Source organism: Streptomyces mauvecolor, from assembly GCF_039532965.1.
Taxonomy (GTDB): domain Bacteria; phylum Actinomycetota; class Actinomycetes; order Streptomycetales; family Streptomycetaceae; genus Streptomyces; species Streptomyces violascens.
Map to the genome: position 1 here is coordinate 284,093 of NZ_BAAASQ010000016.1, position 18,438 is coordinate 302,530.

The 18,438-nt window shown below is 71.7% G+C and carries 16 protein-coding genes; 3 read left to right on the plus strand and 13 right to left on the minus strand.

Annotated features, from left to right (window positions below; genetic code table 11):
* The first annotated feature begins 143 nt into the window (after window positions 1-143).
* The gene (locus ABD346_RS22570) at window positions 144-1,919 is read left to right on the plus strand and encodes a S9 family peptidase (protein WP_344377117.1); all 1,776 of its coding nucleotides are present in this window, start codon (window positions 144-146) and stop codon (window positions 1,917-1,919) included.
* A 349-nt stretch (window positions 1,920-2,268) separates the two neighbouring features.
* Window positions 2,269-3,105 (plus strand): SURF1 family protein, encoded by an 837-nt coding sequence (locus tag ABD346_RS22575; RefSeq protein ID WP_344377184.1) that lies wholly within the window; start codon window positions 2,269-2,271, stop codon window positions 3,103-3,105.
* Between the two features lie 107 nt (window positions 3,106-3,212).
* Here the strand turns inward: ABD346_RS22575 and ABD346_RS22580 are convergent, their stop codons facing one another.
* The 7 genes from ABD346_RS22580 to ABD346_RS22610 all read right to left on the minus strand — a co-directional run bounded on the left by ABD346_RS22580 (window position 3,213) and on the right by ABD346_RS22610 (window position 9,791).
* Window positions 3,213-4,307: a hypothetical protein gene (locus ABD346_RS22580; protein ID WP_344377119.1), complete on the minus strand. Its 1,095-nt coding sequence runs from the start codon at window positions 4,305-4,307 to the stop codon at window positions 3,213-3,215.
* A 224-nt stretch (window positions 4,308-4,531) separates the two neighbouring features.
* The gene (locus tag ABD346_RS22585) at window positions 4,532-5,203 is read right to left on the minus strand and encodes a SigE family RNA polymerase sigma factor (RefSeq protein ID WP_344377121.1); all 672 of its coding nucleotides are present in this window, start codon (window positions 5,201-5,203) and stop codon (window positions 4,532-4,534) included.
* A 268-nt stretch (window positions 5,204-5,471) separates the two neighbouring features.
* Complete coding sequence (locus ABD346_RS22590) at window positions 5,472-6,530, minus strand: aspartate-semialdehyde dehydrogenase (protein ID WP_344377123.1); 1,059 nt, start codon at window positions 6,528-6,530, stop codon at window positions 5,472-5,474.
* On the minus strand, window positions 6,527-7,807 hold the full coding sequence (locus ABD346_RS22595; protein WP_189961838.1) for an aspartate kinase: 1,281 nt from the start codon (window positions 7,805-7,807) through the stop codon (window positions 6,527-6,529). The genes ABD346_RS22590 and ABD346_RS22595 overlap by 4 nt, the downstream gene beginning before the upstream one ends.
* 242 nt (window positions 7,808-8,049) lie before the next feature.
* Complete coding sequence (locus tag ABD346_RS22600; protein ID WP_344377125.1) at window positions 8,050-8,709, minus strand: DUF5063 domain-containing protein; 660 nt, start codon at window positions 8,707-8,709, stop codon at window positions 8,050-8,052.
* Between the two features lie 32 nt (window positions 8,710-8,741).
* Complete coding sequence (gene recR / locus ABD346_RS22605; protein WP_161248166.1) at window positions 8,742-9,341, minus strand: recombination mediator RecR; 600 nt, start codon at window positions 9,339-9,341, stop codon at window positions 8,742-8,744.
* Between the two features lie 114 nt (window positions 9,342-9,455).
* Window positions 9,456-9,791: a YbaB/EbfC family nucleoid-associated protein gene (locus tag ABD346_RS22610; RefSeq protein WP_344377127.1), complete on the minus strand. Its 336-nt coding sequence runs from the start codon at window positions 9,789-9,791 to the stop codon at window positions 9,456-9,458.
* Window positions 9,792-10,178: 387 nt separating this feature from the next.
* Between ABD346_RS22610 and ABD346_RS22615 the strand changes: the two genes are divergently transcribed.
* Window positions 10,179-10,922 carry an SLATT domain-containing protein gene (locus tag ABD346_RS22615; protein WP_344377128.1) on the plus strand — a complete coding sequence of 248 codons (744 nt, stop codon included), beginning with the start codon at window positions 10,179-10,181 and terminating at the stop codon, window positions 10,920-10,922.
* A 41-nt stretch (window positions 10,923-10,963) separates the two neighbouring features.
* Here the strand turns inward: ABD346_RS22615 and ABD346_RS22620 are convergent, their stop codons facing one another.
* From ABD346_RS22620 to ABD346_RS22645, 6 genes are all read right to left on the minus strand, one after another.
* Window positions 10,964-11,614 (minus strand): hypothetical protein, encoded by a 651-nt coding sequence (locus ABD346_RS22620; protein ID WP_344377130.1) that lies wholly within the window; start codon window positions 11,612-11,614, stop codon window positions 10,964-10,966.
* Window positions 11,615-11,810: 196 nt separating this feature from the next.
* On the minus strand, window positions 11,811-14,234 hold the full coding sequence (locus tag ABD346_RS22625) for a dolichyl-phosphate beta-glucosyltransferase (protein ID WP_344377131.1): 2,424 nt from the start codon (window positions 14,232-14,234) through the stop codon (window positions 11,811-11,813).
* The gene (locus tag ABD346_RS22630; RefSeq protein ID WP_344377133.1) at window positions 14,231-14,902 is read right to left on the minus strand and encodes a GntR family transcriptional regulator; all 672 of its coding nucleotides are present in this window, start codon (window positions 14,900-14,902) and stop codon (window positions 14,231-14,233) included. The genes ABD346_RS22625 and ABD346_RS22630 overlap by 4 nt, the downstream gene beginning before the upstream one ends.
* Window positions 14,903-14,999: 97 nt before the next feature.
* On the minus strand, window positions 15,000-16,361 hold the full coding sequence (locus ABD346_RS22635; RefSeq protein ID WP_344377134.1) for an aspartate aminotransferase family protein: 1,362 nt from the start codon (window positions 16,359-16,361) through the stop codon (window positions 15,000-15,002).
* A 91-nt stretch (window positions 16,362-16,452) separates the two neighbouring features.
* Window positions 16,453-17,142: a response regulator gene (locus ABD346_RS22640; RefSeq protein WP_344377136.1), complete on the minus strand. Its 690-nt coding sequence runs from the start codon at window positions 17,140-17,142 to the stop codon at window positions 16,453-16,455.
* Window positions 17,139-18,263 (minus strand): sensor histidine kinase, encoded by a 1,125-nt coding sequence (locus tag ABD346_RS22645; protein ID WP_344377138.1) that lies wholly within the window; start codon window positions 18,261-18,263, stop codon window positions 17,139-17,141. The genes ABD346_RS22640 and ABD346_RS22645 overlap by 4 nt, the downstream gene beginning before the upstream one ends.
* Between the last annotated feature and the right edge of the window lie 175 nt (window positions 18,264-18,438).

An 18,438-nucleotide genomic window follows, 5' to 3' on the forward strand; every position in this document is an offset into this window, starting at 1 on the left:
GCGGGGAACTGCGCGAGCAACCACGCACGGCCCGAGGCCAAAGACGGCGATAGGGGCGCGGGGAACTGCGCAATCGGCGCCCGACGTGCCCGCAGTCGAAACCCCGGCCACCCCGGCCGAGCGGCGCGGCGCATGATGGGGGCATGAACGAGATGCCGGAGTGGGAGAAGCGGTTCAGGGCGCCGAGGGTGGGGCTTCCCGACTGGGCGGAGGACGCCCCGGACCGCTCACTGTTCGTGTCGAACGCGACGGGGACGTACGAGCTGTATGCCTGGGACCGGACGACCGGCGACCAGCGCCGGGCCACCGACCGGCCCAACGGCACCACCGACGGGGTGCTGACCCCCGACGGCCAGTGGATCTGGTGGTTCGACGACACCGACGGCGACGAGTTCGGGGTGTGGCGCCGCCAGCCCTTCACGGGCGGCGCCGACGAGACGGCCGTGCCGGGGCTCGACCCGTCCTACCCGGCGGGCCTCGCGCTCGGCCGGGACGGCACGGCGGTGGTCGGCCGCTCCACCGACGACGACGGCTCCACGATCCACGTCGTACGCCCCGGCTCCGCGCCCGCCGAGATCTACCGGCACCGGGAGTCGGCGGGCGTGGGCGACCTGTCGCACGACGGGACGCTGATCGCCTTCGAGCACACCGAGCACGGCGACGCGATGCACTCGGCACTGCGCGTGGTGCGCCCGGACGGCACGGCGGTCGCCGAGCTCGACGACACCAAGGGCGGCACCGAGGAGCTGGGCCTTGAGGTCCTCGGGTTCGCGCCGCTCGCGGGCGACACCCGGCTGCTGATCGCGCACCAGCGCCGCGGCCGCTGGGAGCCGATGATCTGGGACGTATCTTCCGGTGAGGAGACCGACCTCGCGCTCGACCTGCCGGGCGACGTGTCCGCCGAGTGGTACCCGGACGGCTCGGGGCTGCTCGTCGTCCACAGCTTCGAGGCGCGCAGCGGCCTGTTCCGCTTCGACCTCGCGACGCGCTCGCTGATCGAGATCGAGACCCCGGCGGGTTCGGTGTCGGGGGCCACCGCCCGGCCCGACGGCACGGTGGAGTACCTGTGGTCGTCGGCGGCCAGCCCGTCCGAGGTGCGCTCCACGACGGGCGAGGTCGTGCTCGACCCGCCCGGGTTCAAGGCGCCGGGGTCCGTGCCGGTGCAGGACGCCTGGGTGGAGGGGCCCGGCGGCCGCATCCACGCCCTGGTCCAGCGCCCGGCCGGCGACGGCCCCTTCCCCACCCTGTTCGAGATCCACGGCGGGCCGACCTGGCACGACAGCGACGCGTTCGCCTCGGGACCTGCCGCCTGGATCGACCACGGCTATGCGGTGGTCCGGGTCAACTACCGGGGCTCCACGGGGTACGGGCGGGCCTGGACCGACGCGCTCAAGCACCGGGTCGGGCTCATCGAGCTGGAGGACATCGCGGCGGTCCGCGACTGGGCGGTCTCCTCGGGCCTCGCCGACCCCGCCCGCCTCATCCTGGCGGGCGGCTCCTGGGGCGGCTACCTCACGCTCCTTGGCCTCGGTACGCAGCCGGACGCGTGGGCGCTCGGCCTCGCGGCGGTGCCGGTCGCGGACTACGTCACGGCGTACCACGACGAGATGGAGGCGCTGAAGGCGATGGACCGGACGCTGCTCGGGGGCACGCCGGAGGAGGTTCCGGACCGCTTCCGGGCCTCGTCGCCCCTGACGTACGTCGACGCCGTGCGGGCGCCGGTCTACATCTCCGCCGGGGTGAACGACCCGCGCTGTCCGATCCGGCAGGTGGAGAACTATGTGGACCGGCTGGTGGCCCGGGGGGCGGCGCACGAGGTCTACCGCTACGACGCGGGGCACGGCTCGCTGGTGGTGGAGGAACGAATCAAGCAGGTCCGCCTGGAACTCGACTTCGCGGCCCGCCACTTGGCGGGGTGAGATCCCCCACCCCGCCCCTTCCCGAAACCCGCCGGGGGATGGAGGGCTGAGCTGGACTCCTGGGGCTCCGCCCCAGACCCCGTATCGCACCTTAAGGGCGCTCGTCCTCAAACTCCCCGAAGGCCTTAAGGGCCAGGGGGGGACCCCCATGACAGGCTGGGTATGCCCGTACCGCATGCCGCTAGGGGCGCGGGGAACTGCGCGACCGGCCAACGACGGCCCGCAGTCGAAGTGACCAGCTCGGGGGCCCGGGGGCGGAGCCTCCGAGGGGGCCCGGGGCCGGGGCCCCGGGGGAGTTGCGGGGACCCCGCAGCCCCACCCCCCGGCGGGATTCCGTACCGTGGTGGTTGTGTACCGGTTCCTGCTCACACCCCGCTGGTGGGGAATCCACGTCTTCGTCCTGCTCGCCATCCCCGTCTGCATCTTCATGGGCAGCTGGCAGCTGGGCCGCTTCGAGGACCGCGTGCAGTCCCACGACGCGGCGGAGAAGGCGCCCGACCCCGCCACCCGGAAGGCCGAACCGCTCGCGGACCTGCTCCCGGTGGACCAGCGCACCTCCGGCCGCCCCGCCGAGGCGCGCGGACGGTACGCCGAGCAGTTCCTGGTGCCCGACCGCGAGGTCGACGGCAAGTCGGGCAGCTACGTCCTGACGATGCTCCGTACGGACGGCGGCAAGGCGCTACCCGTCGTACGAGGGTGGATCCCGCGGGGCGCCGAGGCCCCGGCCGCGCCCGCCGGCGAGGTCGACGTCACCGGCGTACTGCAGGCCTCCGAGAACGCCGGCTCCGACGGGGTGCACGCACAGGGCGGGCTCCCGCAGGGCCAGGTCGGCATGATCAGCGCCGCGGCCCTGGTCAACCTGGTTCCGTACCAGGTGTACGACGCCTGGGTGACGCTGCCCGGTGCCGACGGGGGCATGACTCCCGTCCCCGCCAGCGCCCCGCAGAACAGCGGGCTCGACCTCAAGGCGTTCCAGAACCTCGGCTACACCGGCGAGTGGTTCGTCTTCGCCGGGTTCGTGGTGTTCATGTGGTTCCGGCTGGTCCGGCGCGAGGCCGAGGCCCTGGAGGACGCCGAGCTCGGGCTCACCCCCGAGACACTCGCCTCCGAGACACTCGCCCCCGAGACGGAGACCGAGAGCGAAGCCGGGACGGCTGACGCGCCCGCCGCCCCACTGGCCAAGTAGGCCGAGGACATGAAGCAAGGGGGGCCCGCCACCAGGCGGGCCCCCCTTCGTGCTCCTCCCCCTCCGCGAACGAGGAGCCGTCCCCAATATTTCTCTTCCGGCAGGTGCTACTGCTGCGGGGCCACCGACGGTGTTCCCGCGTCCAGCACGCCCGTCTTGTAGATCGTTCCGGCGCACGCGTTCGGGATCTTCGCCTCCGCGGACGGGGCGCCCGGCTCGGCGACGTGGGTCACCGCGACCGTGCCGTCCGCCGTGGCGGTGGGCGAGCCGCCGTCCGCGCCGAGCTGGGCGGTCTGGCCGCCGGCGGCCGTCGCCGTCGTCGGGGAGACGATTCCGCTGGTGCTGCCGGAGCTGCCGTTCGACGGGCTCGGGTCGGGCGAGGGCGGCGCCTTGGGGCAGGTGTCCGACGGCACCCAGGCGAACCGCACCTCGTACGCCGCGGCCGGCTTCAGGACCAGGTGCGTGGTGTCCTGCGAGGGGTCGGGGAGCCCGGCGGCCGGGTCGCCCGCCGCGTGCTCGACGACGGTGATCTTCGCCGGGTTGGCCGCGCCCTGCGCCTGCACGTTGAACTTGCCGGCGCCGCCTATCGCGCACTGCTTGCTGGACGCGTTCACGATGCGGAAGGCGCCGTAGACCTTGCCGGTCGCGTCGGGCTTGCCGACGCTCGCCGACTTCACGCTCAGCTCGCCCGCCTCGCACACCGGCGAGTTCGCCTGCACGGGCCCGCTGCCCGCCCCGGTCGCACCGCCGGCCGTGGCGCCCGTCGTGCCCTTGCTGGGCTGCGGCGTACGGCCAGCGCTGCCGGGAGTGCCTGCCGGGCTGCCGCTGCCGGAGGGCGGGGTGCTCTCCTGCACGCCGTCCGCGCTGCCGGAGACCGAGCCCGCGGTGCTGCCGTGTGTCTGCTCGCCGTGTCCGGCGACGGCGGGCCGGTCGTCCGCGCTGCCCGAGGTGTTGGCGACGTGGATGAACGCCGGTACGGCGGTGGCCACCAGGAGGGCCGCCGCGACCGAGCCGACGACGGCCTGCCGCTTGCGGGCCCGCCGCACGGGCACCGCGGCCCGCAGATGGTCGAGTGCCCCCTCCGAGGGCATCAGGTCGTCCACCGCGCTGTGCAGCAGCCTGCGCACCGCGAGTTCGTCGGCCGCGTCCGGGCCCGCCGAGGCGGGCGGGAGGTTGAAGGGGAGGTTGCCGGTGCTGTTCATTTCCGGCGTTTTGTCCACGAATCCGTATCCAGTCAGGTCGTTCAGGTCATTCCTGGGCCGCTGGTCCGGCCCGCTCTTCCCTTGCTCCCCGTGGGCGCCACGCTCTCGGTGGACACCACGCTCTCCGTGGGCGCCACGGTTTCCGTAGGCACCATGTTCCCCATGGGTGCCGCCGTCCCCCGGCCGCCTGTCGCCGTTCCTGTCGCCGTTCCTGTCCGGGCCCGTCATGCCGGTGCCTCCATGGCGATCCGCAGGGCGGCGATGCCCCGCGATCCGTACGCCTTCACCGAGCCCAGGGATATCCCGAGCGTCTCGGCGACCTGGGCCTCCGTCATGTCCGCGAAGTACCGCAGCACGAGCACCTCGCGCTGGCGGCGCTGGAGCCCGCGCATCGCCTTGATCAGCGCGTCGCGCTCCAGCTGGTCGTACGCGCCCTCCTCGGCGCTCGCCATGTCGGGCATCGGCTTGGAGAGCAGCTTGAGGCCGAGGATGCGGCGGCGCAGCGCCGAGCGCGACAGGTTGACGACGGTCTGGCGCAGGTACGCGAGGGTCTTCTCCGGCTCGCGCACCCGGCTGCGCGCCGAGTGGACCCGGATGAACGCCTCCTGCACCACGTCCTCGCAGGAGGCGGTGTCGTCCAGGAGCAGGGCCGCGAGGCCGAGCAGCGAGCGGTAGTGCGCGCGGTAGGTCTCGGTGAGGTGATCGACAGTGGTGCCGGCCGCCATGACCTCGTCAGCGCTCTCGCGCGAGGGCGCCTGGGAGGGAACGCGGGCCGGACGGGTGGCGGGCATGGGCGCGATCACCGGCATGCCGCCGGGCGCACCGAGGCGCCGACGCGGGCGGACGACCGTGCCACCGCGTGCCGGTACCGCTCGGAAATCGAGTACCTCTGCCACGCCTGTTGGACACGTTCCTCCCCGTCAGGGTTGTACGCGTACGACACTGTTTTTGGCGGTGCACCACATGCCCTCATCCGTACCCGCTCTTCCCCAATGCCCCGATTTTTACGGCACCTTGAGGGGCGACCGCATAGACGCTCCATGCCGGACTGCGGTTGCAGGGACACGGAAAATGAATCGTGTAACACGGCATTGGCGCAGTTCAAGTGGTACAGACCAGCGACTTGCTCACAGAGCGTTCACAGATCCTACAAATCGGTGGACCTCATCGCGCGGTGAATTCGCGGGCCGCCAACTCCGCGATGTGCGCGGCGTTCAGCGCCGTGCCCTTGCGGAGGTTGTCGCCGCAGACGAAAAGTTCCAGTACGCGCGGATCGTCCGGCGAGCTGCGCACCCGGCCCACCCAGGTGGGGTCGGTGCCGACCACGTCCGCGGGCGTCGGGAACTCGCCGGCGGCCGGGTCGTCGAAGAGCACCACGCCCGGCGCGGTCGCCAGGATCTCGTGGGCTCGCGCGACGTCCACCTCGTTCTCGAAGCGGGCGTGCACCGAGACCGAGTGGGTCGTGACGACCGGGACCCGCACACAGGTCGCGGCCACCGGAAGCCGCGGCAGGTCGAGCAGTTTGCGCAGTTCGTCCCGCAGGCCCAGCTCCTGCGAGGACCAGCCGTCCTCGGCGAGCTCCCCGGCCCACGGCACCACGTTCAGCGCGACCGGCGCCGCGAACGGGCCGAGGTCGTCGCCGACGGCCCGGCGCACATCGCCCGGACTCGTGCCGAGCCCGGTCCCGGCCACCAGCGAGATCTGCCGGCGCAGCGCCTCGACCCCGGCCTGCCCCTCACCGCTGACGGCCTGGTACGTGGAGAGGACCAGCTCGCTCAGGCAGAACTCGGCGTGCAGCGCGCCCACCGTCACGATCATGGCGAGGGTGGTGGGGTGCGGGCTCGCGACGATGCCGCGCGGACGCATCCGTACGGCATGGGGATTGAGTTCGGGGACCACGAGCGGCACGTCCGGGTCCATCCGGAAGGCGGCCGAACTGTCCACCACCACCGCGCCCTTGGCGGCCGCGACCGGCGCCCAGTGGGCGGCGATCTCGTCGGGGGCGAGGAAGACGACGACGTCGGCCCCGTCCAGGGCCTCCTCGCTCAGCGCGAGGACCTCGCACTCCTCGCCCCGTACGAGCAGCTTGCGGCCGGCCGAGCGCGCGGACGCGACGAGCCGGACCTCACCCCAGACATCGGCATGCTGGGACAGGATCTGGAGCATCACCGAACCGGCGCCCCCGGTCGCTCCGACGACCGTGAGCGCCGGTCTGCGGGTCATCGCCCGGTGCCTCCGTAGACGACGGCCTCGTCGCTGTCGGAGTCGAGACCGAAGGCGGTGTGCACGGCGCGCACGGCCTCGTTCACGTCGTCGGCGCGGGTCACGACCGAGATGCGGATCTCGGAGGTCGAGATCAGCTCGATGTTGACGCCCGCGTCGGACAGTGCCTCGAAGAAGCCCGCCGTGACGCCCGGGTTGGTCTTCATGCCGGCGCCGACGAGCGAGATCTTGGCGATCTGGTCGTCGTAGCGCAGCGACTCGAAGCCGATGGCCGGCTTGGAGCGCTCCAGGGCGTCGATGGCCTTGCGGCCCTCGGCCTTGGGCAGCGTGAACGAGATGTCGGTGAGTCCCGTCGACGCGGCGGAGACGTTCTGCACCACCATGTCGATGTTGATCTCGGCGTCCGCGATGGTGCGGAAGATCGCCGCGGCCTCGCCCGGCTTGTCGGGCACCCCGACGACCGTGACCTTCGCCTCGGAGACGTCGTGCGCGACTCCGGAGATGATGGCGTGCTCCACCTGCTGGCCTTCCGACTGGGAACGTGGTTCGTTGCTGACCCAGGTGCCCTGAAGTCCGCTGAAGGACGAGCGCACATGGATCGGGATGTTGTAACGGCGGGCGTATTCGACGCACCGGTGCAGGAGCACCTTGGAACCGGACGCGGCCAGCTCCAGCATGTCCTCGAAGGAGATCCAGTCGATCTTCTTCGCCTTCTTCACGACGCGGGGGTCCGCGGTGAAGACGCCGTCGACGTCCGTGTAGATCTCGCAGACCTCGGCGTCGAGCGCGGCCGCGAGGGCGACGGCGGTCGTGTCGGACCCGCCGCGGCCGAGCGTGGTGATGTTCTTGCCCTCCTGGCTGACGCCCTGGAACCCGGCGACGATGGCGATGTTGCCCTCGTCGATCGAGGTCCGGATGCGGCCCGGAGTGACGTCGATGATCCGCGCTTTGTTGTGGACCGAATCGGTGATGACACCGGCCTGGCTGCCCGTGAACGACTGGGCCTGGTGGCCCAGGTTTTTGATCGCCATGGCGAGCAGTGCCATGGAGATCCGCTCTCCGGCGGTCAGCAGCATGTCGAATTCCCGCCCGGCAGGCATCGGTGACACCTGCTCCGCGAGCTCGATCAACTCATCCGTCGTGTCGCCCATCGCGGAAACCACGACGACCACCTGGTGGCCGGTCTTCTTGGCTTCCACGATCCGCTTGGCGACGCGCTTGATGCCCTCGGCATCGGCAACGGAGGAGCCTCCGTACTTCTGCACGACAAGGCCCACGTGCGCTCCTCGCTCAGTTCATTACTGCGGTCGGCTCAGTCTAACGAGCGGGCCGGATTCGCCCGCGCCGTATCACTTCGTGAGATGTCCCGCTCACGACTTGATCACCGGGCGTTGTCCGATCCGCTCGCGAGACCCGCCTGCCCTGGCATTCCGTTTGTACGCGACGATGTGGCCGGGGTCACACAAGCCGGATCAAGGGGGCGAACCGGACCCCGCGCACAACTCCCGTACGCACAGGGCTACTTGAGGTCGCGCAGGCCCAGCGGACCCGCGAGCTCCTCGACCATGACGCGGCCCGCCTCCTCCTCCAGGGCGTCCTCCGTCAGGTCCTCGTCGGTGTCGAGGCCGTCGAGCGCTTCGAGCGGCTGGTTCAGGCGGACGTGCGCGACCAGGGACTGCAGAGCGCGCAGCGCGGCCGATGCCGTCGAGCCCCAGTTGGAGAAGTACGAGAACTGCCACCACCACAGGGCCTCGGTGGTGCGGCCCGCGCGGTAGTGGGCCAGGCCGTGGCGCAGGTCGGTGACGACGTCGGCGAGGTCGTCGGAGATCCGGCACGCCACCGGCGCCTTGCGCGGCTCGTACGGGTCGAAGACCTCGGAGTACACGTCGATGGGTTCCAGGAGCCGGGCGAACCGCTCGCGCAGCTCGTCCACGTCGGCCTCGGGGCCGAGGTCCGGCTCGTAGCGCTCGTCCGGGACGATGTCCTCGTGCGCGCCGAGCCGGCCGCCGGCCAGCAGCAGCTGGGACACCTCCAGGAGGAGGAACGGTACGGCGCTGTCGGGCTCGTCGCCCTTGGCCACTTCCGTGACCGCGACGATGAAGGACTCGACCTGGTCGGCGATCTGGACCGCGAAGGAGTCCGGGTCCTGGTTGGTCGCGTGCAGCGTTGCGTCAGACATCGAGTTGACCTTCCTCGTACCCCTCGTGGGCGTCATACATCGAGCAGCCGCCTTCCTTCGAAGGCCCGGCCCAGGGTGACCTCGTCGGCGTATTCGAGGTCGCCGCCCACCGGCAGGCCGCTGGCGAGCCGGGTGACCTTGAGGCCCATGGGCTTGATCATGCGGGCGAGGTACGTCGCGGTGGCCTCGCCCTCCAGGTTCGGGTCGGTGGCCAGGATCAGCTCGGTGACCGTGCCGTCCGCGAGGCGGGCGAGGAGCTCGCGGATGCGCAGGTCGTCCGGGCCGACGCCCTCGATCGGGCTGATGGCACCGCCGAGCACGTGGTAGCGGCCGCGGAACTCGCGGGTCCGCTCGATGGCCACGACGTCCTTGGGCTCCTCCACGACGCAGATGACCGTCTGGTCACGGCGCGGGTCGCGGCAGATGTTGCACCGCTCCTCCTGCGCCACGTTGCCGCACACCGCGCAGAACCGGACCTTGTCCTTGACCTCAAGCAGGGCGTGCGCGAGGCGGCGCACGTCGGTCGGCTCGGCCTGCAGGATGTGGAAGGCGATCCGCTGCGCGCTCTTGGGACCGACGCCGGGCAGCCTGCCCAGTTCGTCGATGAGGTCCTGAACCACGCCTTCGTACAACGGAACGCCTCTCGTGGGTTGCTCTGACGCCTACGGTAGTTGCTGTGCGTCCGCCTCAGTAGGTCGGGCGCACGGGTACGTCCGCACGGGCGGGCGCACGCCGGTGGCCCGGTCCTAGAACGGCAGGCCCGGCATGCCGCCGAGGCCCTGCGCCAGCGGGCCCAGCTTCTGCTGCTGGAGCTGCTGCGCGTTCTCGTTGGCGGCCTGCACGGCCGCGACGACGAGGTCCGCGAGGGTCTCGGTGTCCTCCGGGTCGACCGCCTTCGGGTCGATGACCAGGGCCCGCAGCTCGCCCGAGCCGGTCACGGTCGCCTTGACGAGACCGCCGCCGGCCTGTCCTTCGACCTCGGTCGCCGCGAGCTCCTCCTGGGCAAGGGCGAGATCCTGCTGCATCTTCTGGGCCTGCTGGAGAAGCTGCTGCATGTTGGGCTGGCCACCACCAGGGATCACGATTCACTCCAGGTTTCGGTAAGGCGGGTCGGCAGGACGGTTGTCTCTTTCGGCACTCCGAGCCTACGTGGTCGACAGGCGCCCTGCTCCGCAACTCTTTCGAGTGATGCGGTGCCGGTTCCTATACCTGATCAAGGGCCACTTCCGGGCGGAAATACCTGGATATCGCCCCCTCGGCCCTCCATTCGGCGGTAGGAATGGCGGTCGGGTATGTCCGTACGCGTCAATACGCACGCGCACACCGCGGACGACCGCACGGCGTCACCGCATTTACACGGCATTTACTACGTCCAGCACACGTCCAGTACGTCCGGATACACATCCAGGTGCCCGTACGTCACGCGATGTCACAGAGGGTCACAGCAGCAGTGCGGAGGGAGCGGCCGGGTGAGCCAGCCGGACATGCAGCCCGAGGGGCCCCCGGGCCAGGCCCGGCGGGACGAGGGCGCGCAGACGGGCGATCTGACCGGGAGGCCGTTCCCGCTCGGCGACTGGGGCGAGCCGGCCGAACGCCTCGACGCGCTGTACCGCTGGGCCGAGGACGGCGCCCTGCGCACCGCGGACTGGTACCTCGCCGACCGGCTCTGGAAGCGCCGCGGCGCCCGTACCCTGCGCTGCGGCACGGCGAGCGGCGCGATCGCCGGGGCCGTGCTCCCGCTGCTCGATCTGACCGGCGCCCTGAAGGGCGCGGCGGGCTGGGGCTATCTGTGTCTGCTGCTGGGTGCCGCGTGCATGGCCTGCGACCGCTACTTCGGGCTCACCTCGGGCTGGATGAGGGACGTCGCCACCGCCCAGGCCGTGCAGCGCAGGCTCCAGAGCCTCCAGTTCGACTGGGCGTCGGAGAGCGTGCGGGAGGTGCTCGGGCCCACCGAGGGCACCGCGAGCGAGGCCGCCGAGCGGTGCCTCTCGCTGCTGCGCCGGTTCACCGAGGACGTCACCGAGCTGATCCGCTCGGAGACGGCGGACTGGATGGTGGAATTCCGCTCGGGGCCGGCGCCGCTCGTCATGCAGACCCTGAGCGCGGCGGCCCCCCGCGCGGACGGCGCCCCCGGGCCCGGCCGCTTCCCCCTCCCCCCGGCCACCCGCCCGAACATGCCGCGTCAGCGGCCGCCGGAGGGGCCGCGCCAGTAGCCGGGGCGCCGGGGGCGGGGCGCGGCCCCACGGCAGCGGGTTCAGCTGAAGATGATCATCGAGCCCTGCGCGAGGCTGCGGGTCGCCGCCGCGTGCAGCCCGAGCCACACGTGCCGCTCGCGCGCGAAGGGGCTCTCGTCGTACGGGATGGGTCCGGCCGGCTCTTCGAGCGAGGTGGGCCGGTCCGGCGGGGCGGGTGCGGTCGGCGGGTTGGCCGGATCTATGCCGATCGCGGGCCCCACGAACTCCAGCTCCCGCAGCAGCCCCTGGGCGGAACCGAGCGGTCCGCCGCCCGCGAGGAGCTCCTCGTTGGACAGCGGGATCGCGAAGTCGACCGGCACGTAGGCCCCGGCGTGGTCGTAGTGCCACACCAGGTGCGACTGCTGGGCGGTCGTCTCGAACATCTCCAGGAGCTGCTCGTAGTCGCCGCCGAGCTCGTCGACGGGCGTGACCGCGAGGCCGCACAGCTGGAGGAGGTAGGCGCGGCGCAGGAAGTGCAGCGCGTCGTAGTCGAACCCCGCGACCGGTGCCACGTCGCCGGACAGGCCCGGCATGTACGCGAAGACCGGCACGGGCGGGAGCCCGGCGTCGCCGAGCGCCTTGTCGTACGAGGCGATCTCCTCCGCGAACGGGTTGTCGGGGCTGTGGCACAGCACATCGACGAGGGGGACCAGCCACAGGTCACAGGCCAAGACGGGCTCGCTCTCAACTCGTTTCGTGCGATGGTCGGGACAGCGTAGTGCGCCGGGCACGCCGCGCGAAGAGTGCCCGTCAACTCCTGATGCGAGGTGACTGGATCCCCCGCGCCCCGGTCGGGAGGGTTTACCCACCAACCCGTGCGTTACTCGGATACCCGGACGTGAGAGCGCACCCCGGACCCGGAAGGTGTCACCGGGCCGACGACACGTCCCAGATCCACACCCCGCCCACCTTCGTGCCCTCGCGGCCGAGCAGCCGGGTCACCGTCTCGTACAGCTCGGGCGCCTGCGGCTGGGGGGCGAGGACCAGCACGCCCGCGTGCCAGTACGCGAGGTCCTCGCGGGCCTGCTTCTGCCAGTCCCTGCCGATGTCCGGGATGGGCTTGCCGGAGCGCACGTCGCCGAACAGGTTCGACGTCCAGCGCGGCGAGGCCCCGTAGATGCCGATGCGGTCCGGGCCCCAGGGGCCGTTGAAATAGCCGCCGGGCACGGAGAACTTGAGGCCCGTCGACGACTGCCAGTGCAGCGCCTCCGCCGAGCCCGGGTCGGGCAGCGGCACCGGAACCAGGGACTCCCCCGGCTTCACGTACTTCTTCCACATCCCCGACGCGATGAACTCGGGCACCTCGGGGCGCGCGTGCGTCGGGAACGACGTCGGGACGATCGGGAGCAGGGCAAGGGCGATCGCCGCGAAACCGGCCACCTGTGCGGCCCGCACCCGGCTGAGCGCGAGGCGCCCCGCGGCAAGCGCGACCAGCGCGCCGAGCACCGGCGCGCAGATCATCGCGACCCGGCCCTCGATGACCGACTCGAAGAGCGGCTTGTGGGCAAGCAGCTTCCAGGGGCCGGGGAAAACCACGTCCGTGTACGGGATGCGGATCTTCTGGCCGAGCGAGAGGACCGCGGCCGCCACACCCGTGAACGCCAGCGCCTTGACGAGCGGCCGGCGCCACAGCCGTACGACGAGCGCGAAGGCGAGGGCCACCAGGGGCCAGCCGTAGAACGCGTTCTGCTCGGTGCGGTTGAGGGCCAGCTTGTCGGCGGTCGCGTCGTCGCCCATCAGGGAGCGCCCCGCGAACTCGATGAGCGCGAGCGGCGAATTGCCAGCATCGTCGCCGTGCAGCACGCTGTGGTAGCTCTGCGCCCCGGCGAACTGCCGGTACAGCGGGTACGCGACGAGCACCAGGCAGACCCCGAGCGCGTATGCCATGCCGGTGGCCAGCGGCCGGATCGCGGCCCGTGCCACCTCGCGCCGGGCCAGCGCGTACGACAGCGCGAACAGGGCCATGCCCAGCGAGGCGAGCAGCAGCACCTCCTCGCCGAGGAAGATCTGGTACGTCGTGAACAGGCCCAGGATCACCCCGTCGCGGCGCACGTTCCGGCCCTCGCACAGGCGCAGCGCGCGGTCGATGATCAGCGGGATCATGAACAGGACGCAGAAGTTCGGGTGTGCGTTGCCGTGCGAGATCATCGGCGGCGCGAAGGCCGCGAGCGCCCCGCCGAGCCCGGCCGCCCAGCGGTTCTCGGTCACCCGGCGCGCGAAGAGCCAGTACCAGGCGTACGCGGTCGCGGACATCCCCAGGGTGAGGACGAGCGCCCAGGTGAGCGTCGGCCCGAAGGCGAGGGTGACCGGGGTGAGCGGCACGGACAGGCCCAGCATCGGCGTGTTGCCCATGAGGTTCACGCCGTCCGGAAAATTCTGGACGGTCGTGAACAGCGGGTCGCGCAGATGGGTCACGTTGTCCGCGGTGACCGAGAAGAACCACTCCCACTGGTTCTGGTCCTGCATCGAGTCGGTGAGGTAGCTCCGCCCGAGGTCGCCCCACAGGTTCTTGTAGAGCAGGACGGAGGAGAGCAGGTAGAGGGCGCCGAGCACCAGGTCGACGCGGCGGACCGCGCGCGCCTTGAGGCGGGCCAGCTCCCACAGCACCTTGCCGTAGTCCGCGGCGCCCACCTTCGAGCCGTCCTGGTGCGACCAGCGCACCGGCACCTCGGAGACCGCCCAGCCCCTGCGGCGGAAGAACTGGAGGATCTCGACGTCTATGCCCCAGCCGTCCAGACGGGCGTCGGCGAACGCGGCGCGCGCCTTGTCGCCGTCGAACAGCTTGAAGCCACACTGGGTGTCGCGGATGCCGGGGACGGCGACGGCCCGGATGAGCCGGTTGCCCATCCGGCCGAGCAGCTCGCGCAGCCGGCTCTGGTGGACCTCGATGCGGGCCTCGGGGTGGGCGCGCGAGCCGATCGCGGCGGCCGTCTCGCCCTCGGTCATCGCCTTGGCGAGCTGGTCCAACTCCTCTATCGGGGTGGCCAGATCGGCGTCCGTGATCAGGACGCGGCGCCCGTAGGAGGCGAGCACCCCGAGCCGCAGGGCGTGGCCCTTGCCGCGGTTGCTCTCGCTGACGACGACGTTGATGCGGGGGTCGACGGCGGCGGCCTCGCGGGCCACCCGCACGGTCTCGTCCGCGGAACCGTCGTCGACGACTATGAGTTCCCAGCTGCAGCTGTCGCCGAGGTGGCCGCGGATCGCCTCCAGGGTGGGCGCGAGGCGCTGCTCCTCGTTGTACGCGGGGACGACAACGCTCAGTTCGACCTGTCCGGCCGGTTCGTTGATCACCGGGGGAGCCGCTCCGCCCACATCAGGGATTCGTCGTTGTAGGCGGCGATCAGCAGCCGTGCCTCTTCGAAGTCGCCCCGGCCGAGCGCGTCGACGACCTCGCCGTGACCGGTCCACAGCCAGTCGCTGAGGTCGCTGTGACTGCGCAGGTACGGGACCGCGAACACCCAGCTCTGCATGCGCAGCCGGTGCAGGAATTCGGAGATGTAGGTGTTCCCGGCGAGCGCGCACAGCTCCCGCCAGAACCGCAGGTCGTAGCCGACCAGGATGTTCAGGTCGCCGCCGCGCGCGGCCCGCGCGGCCTCCTCGCCCCGGCGGCGTACCGAGACGAGGGCGGGTCCGTACGCCTCCAGGGAGCCGGGGACCGCGGCCCGCCGGAATATCCCGTCGACCACCAGGGCCCGCGCCTCGACGATGCCCTTGTAGTCCTCGACGGTGAAGGCCCGTACGCGGAAGCCGCGGTGCTGGTCGGAGTCGAGCAGGCCCTGCGCGCAGAGGTCGACGAGCGCCTCGCGCACGGGCGTGGCGGAGACGCCGTACTGCTCGGCTATCTGCTTGACCGTGAACTCCTCGCAAGGCCGCATACGCCCCGCGAGCACTTCGTCACGGAGCGCGTCCGCGATCTGTTGTCGGAGGGTGCTGCGGGTGACCGCTCCGCTAGCGGGCATGACTCGCTCCCCTCCTCCGGCTTCGGGCCACCCTATGGGGTGCCCGGAAACCGGACAAAGGAGAGCGGGTTTTTGCCCCCGGATCGGGACGCAAGCGTCACACGGTGTGCTGGTCCGCGACCGTCAGCGCCTCGTCGAGCACGGCGAGTCCTTCCTTCGCCTCCGCCTCGGTGATGTTGCAGGGCGGCACGACATGGGTGCGGTTCATGTTGATGAACGGCCAGAGCCCGTGCTTCTTGCAGGCGGCACCGAACGCGGCCATCGGCGCGTTGTCCGCCCCGGTCGCGTTGTACGGCACCAGCGGCTCGCGGGTCTCCTTGCTGCGGACGAGCTCAAGCGCCCAGAACACGCCCATGCCGCGCACCTCGCCGACCGACGGGTGCCGCTCGGCGATCTCGCGGAGCCCGGGCTCCAGGACGGTCGCTCCGATGTGAGCGGCCTGCTCGACGACACGCTCCTCCTCCATCACGTTGATGGTGGCGACGGCCGCGGCGCAGGCCAGCGGGTGCCCGGAGTAGGTGAGCCCACCGGGGAAGGGCCGGCGCTCGAAGGTCTCGGCGATCTTCTGGCTGATGGCGACACCGCCGAGCGGCACATAGCCGGAGTTGACGCCCTTGGCGAAGGTCATGAGATCCGGCACCACGTCGTAGTGCTCGGAGGCGAACCACTTGCCGGTCCGGCCGAACCCGGCCATGACCTCGTCCAGGACGAGCACGATCCCGTACGTGTCGCACAGCTCGCGCACGCCGGGCAGGTAGCCGGCCGGCGGCGTCATGATGCCGGCCGTGCCGGGCACCGACTCCAGGATGATCGCGGCGATGGTGGCGGGCCCCTCGAAGACGATGGTCTCCTCAAGGTGCTTCAGGGCCCGCGCGCACTCCTCGGCCTCCGTCGTGGCGTGGAAGGGCGAGCGGTACAGGAACGGCGCCCAGAACCGGGCGACCCCGGCCGAGCCGCTGTCGGAGGCCCACCGGCGCGGGTCACCCGTCAGATTGATCGCCGTGTTCGTACCGCCGTGGTACGAGCGGTAGGCGCTCATCACCTTGTGGCGGCCGGTGTGCAGACGGGCCATGCGGATGGCGTTCTCGACGGCCTCCGCGCCACCATTGGTGAAGAAGATCTTGTCGAGGTCCCCGGGCGTGCGCTCCGCGATCAGGCGGGCCGCCTCCGAGCGGGCCTCCACGGCGAACGCGGGCGCGAAGGTCGTCATCGTCGCGGCCTGCTCCTGGATCGCGGCGACGACCTTGGGGTGCTGGTACCCGATGTTGGTGAAGACGAGCCCGCTGGTGAAGTCGAGGTAGCGGTTGCCGTCGTAGTCCCAGAAGTAGGACCCCTCCGCGCCGGCCACGGCGAGCGGGTCGATCAGGCCCTGGGCGGACCAGGAGTGGAACACGTGCGCACGGTCGGCGGCTTTCACGGCCGCGCCGGCCTGAGGATCGGGAATGCCTTGAGGGGTCATGCTTCCAGGGTAAGGACGCGCAGGTGGGAGCGGCCATGACCATCTTGTCCACCGAGACCGGCCGGGCTCGGCAAGGTGTCGGGGCCCGGCCTCACTTCGGCTGCTCCCCGGCCGCCGCGCGGGCGGTCACGAGCCCCGACTCGTACGCCGCGATGACCGCCTGGGCGCGGTCCCGGACGGCGAGCTTGTCGAAGATGCTGGTGATGTAGTTCTTGACCGTGGACAGGCTCAGCTCCAGGGCGCGGGCGATCTCGGTGTTGTCGAGGCCGGTGGCCATGAGGCGCCACACCTCGACCTCGCGGGGCGTGAGCTCACCGAGTCCCGCCGGGGCGGGCCGCGTGTCGCGGGGCGCGGTGACGTAGGTGGAGATCAGCCGGGTGAGCAGGCGCGGCGCGACCGCGGCCTCGCCCGCGTGCACGGTACGGATCGCCGCGCTCAGGTCTTCCGGCGAGCTGTCCTTGGGCAGGAACCCGTAGGCCCCGGCGCGCAGCGCGCCCACGACGTACTCGTCCATGTCGAAGGTGCTCAGCGCGAGGACCCGGCAGGTGGGCACGGCGGCGGCCAGCTCGCCGGTCGCCGCGACCCCGTCGAGTACGGGCATCCGGATGTCCATCACGACGACGTCGGGGCGCAGCCGGCGGGCCAGGTCGACGGCCTGCGCCCCGTTCTCGGCCTCCCCGACCACCTCGAAGGACGGGTCGGGGGACAGGATCAGCGAAAGCCCGCGCCGCACGAGCGGCTGGTCGTCGGTGATGAGCACCTTGATCGGCGCCTCGGTCATGGACGTACTCCTTCTTGCCGTACGGCTGTGCCGACCGTCCCGTCCGGGGCGAGGGGCAGTTCGGCGAGCACGGCGAATCCGCCGTCGGCGCGGGGCCCGGCGGTGAGGGTGCCGCCGTGCAGGGCGACGCGCTCGCGCATGCCGATGAGGCCGTAACCGCCGCCGGAGCCGGGATTCGAGGACGCCGCGCCTTCACCGTCGTCCAACACCTCGACGCTCACCATGTCCTGACGGTACGTCAGCCGTACGCAGGCGTGGGCGGACCCGGCGTGCTTGCGGGCGTTGGTGAGGGCCTCCTGGACGACCCGGAACACGGTGAGGCCGACGGTCGGAGGCAGCGGGCGCGACGCCCCGTGCACGCTGAACCCGGTCGACAGCCCGGCGAACCGGGCCTCGTCGACCAGGCGTTCGAGGTCGTCGGCGCCGGGCTGGGGCTGGGCCGGTGCGGATTCCGGCTCGTCTCCGGCCCGCAGTACGTCGAGGAGCTGGCGCATCTCGCCGAGCGCGAGCCGCCCGGAGGCCTCCAGGGTGACCAGCGCGTCCCGGGCCACCTCGGGGTGGGCGAGGTTGGCGCGGGCGCCGCCGGCCATGAGCTGCATGGTGGTGATGTGGTGGGCCACGATGTCGTGCAATTCCCGCGCGATGCGGCGGCGCTCGTCGGCCACGGCGCGGTCGGCGAGGAGCCGGCGGTTGGCGTCCACTTCGCGCTGCCAGCGGCCGACGGCCAGGGCGGCGCCGACGACGATGAGCGGCGAGAGGACCGCGGAGATGGCCTCCGGCCAGGGCGGAACCCGCCCGCCGCTCTGGCTGAGCAGGCTCGTCGCGGCGGTCACGAGGACCGCGCCCGCCGCGACCAGGCCGCTGCGGGCCCGGGCGACCGAGTACAGGGCGACCATGAGGACGGCCCCGAAGTGGGTGGAGAGCGGCAGGGCGAAGGACGCCGCAGCGTCGAGGACCAGGGCGGCGGCGAGGGTGGCGACAGGGTGGGTGCGCCGGGCGAGCAGGGGCACGGCGGCGAACGCGACGAGGAGGACCCCGGCGATGCTGATGCCGCGCCGGCCGGTGGGGTCGCTGACGAAGACGTAGCTGAGGAGATTGATGGCACAGGAGGCCCCGGCCACGAGGGCGTCGTTGCGGGTCCAGGGGGGTGGGGGGGTGCGGGGGCGCGGCGGGGGAACTTGAGCGCTGCCGGGCCGCAGGGGTGGGATCCTGCCGGGCTCCGCGGACTGCTCCGTCGGCGCGTGACCGGGCCCGGTGCGCGGCCGCTCCCGGGCGTCGCCGGGGCGCCCGGAGCAC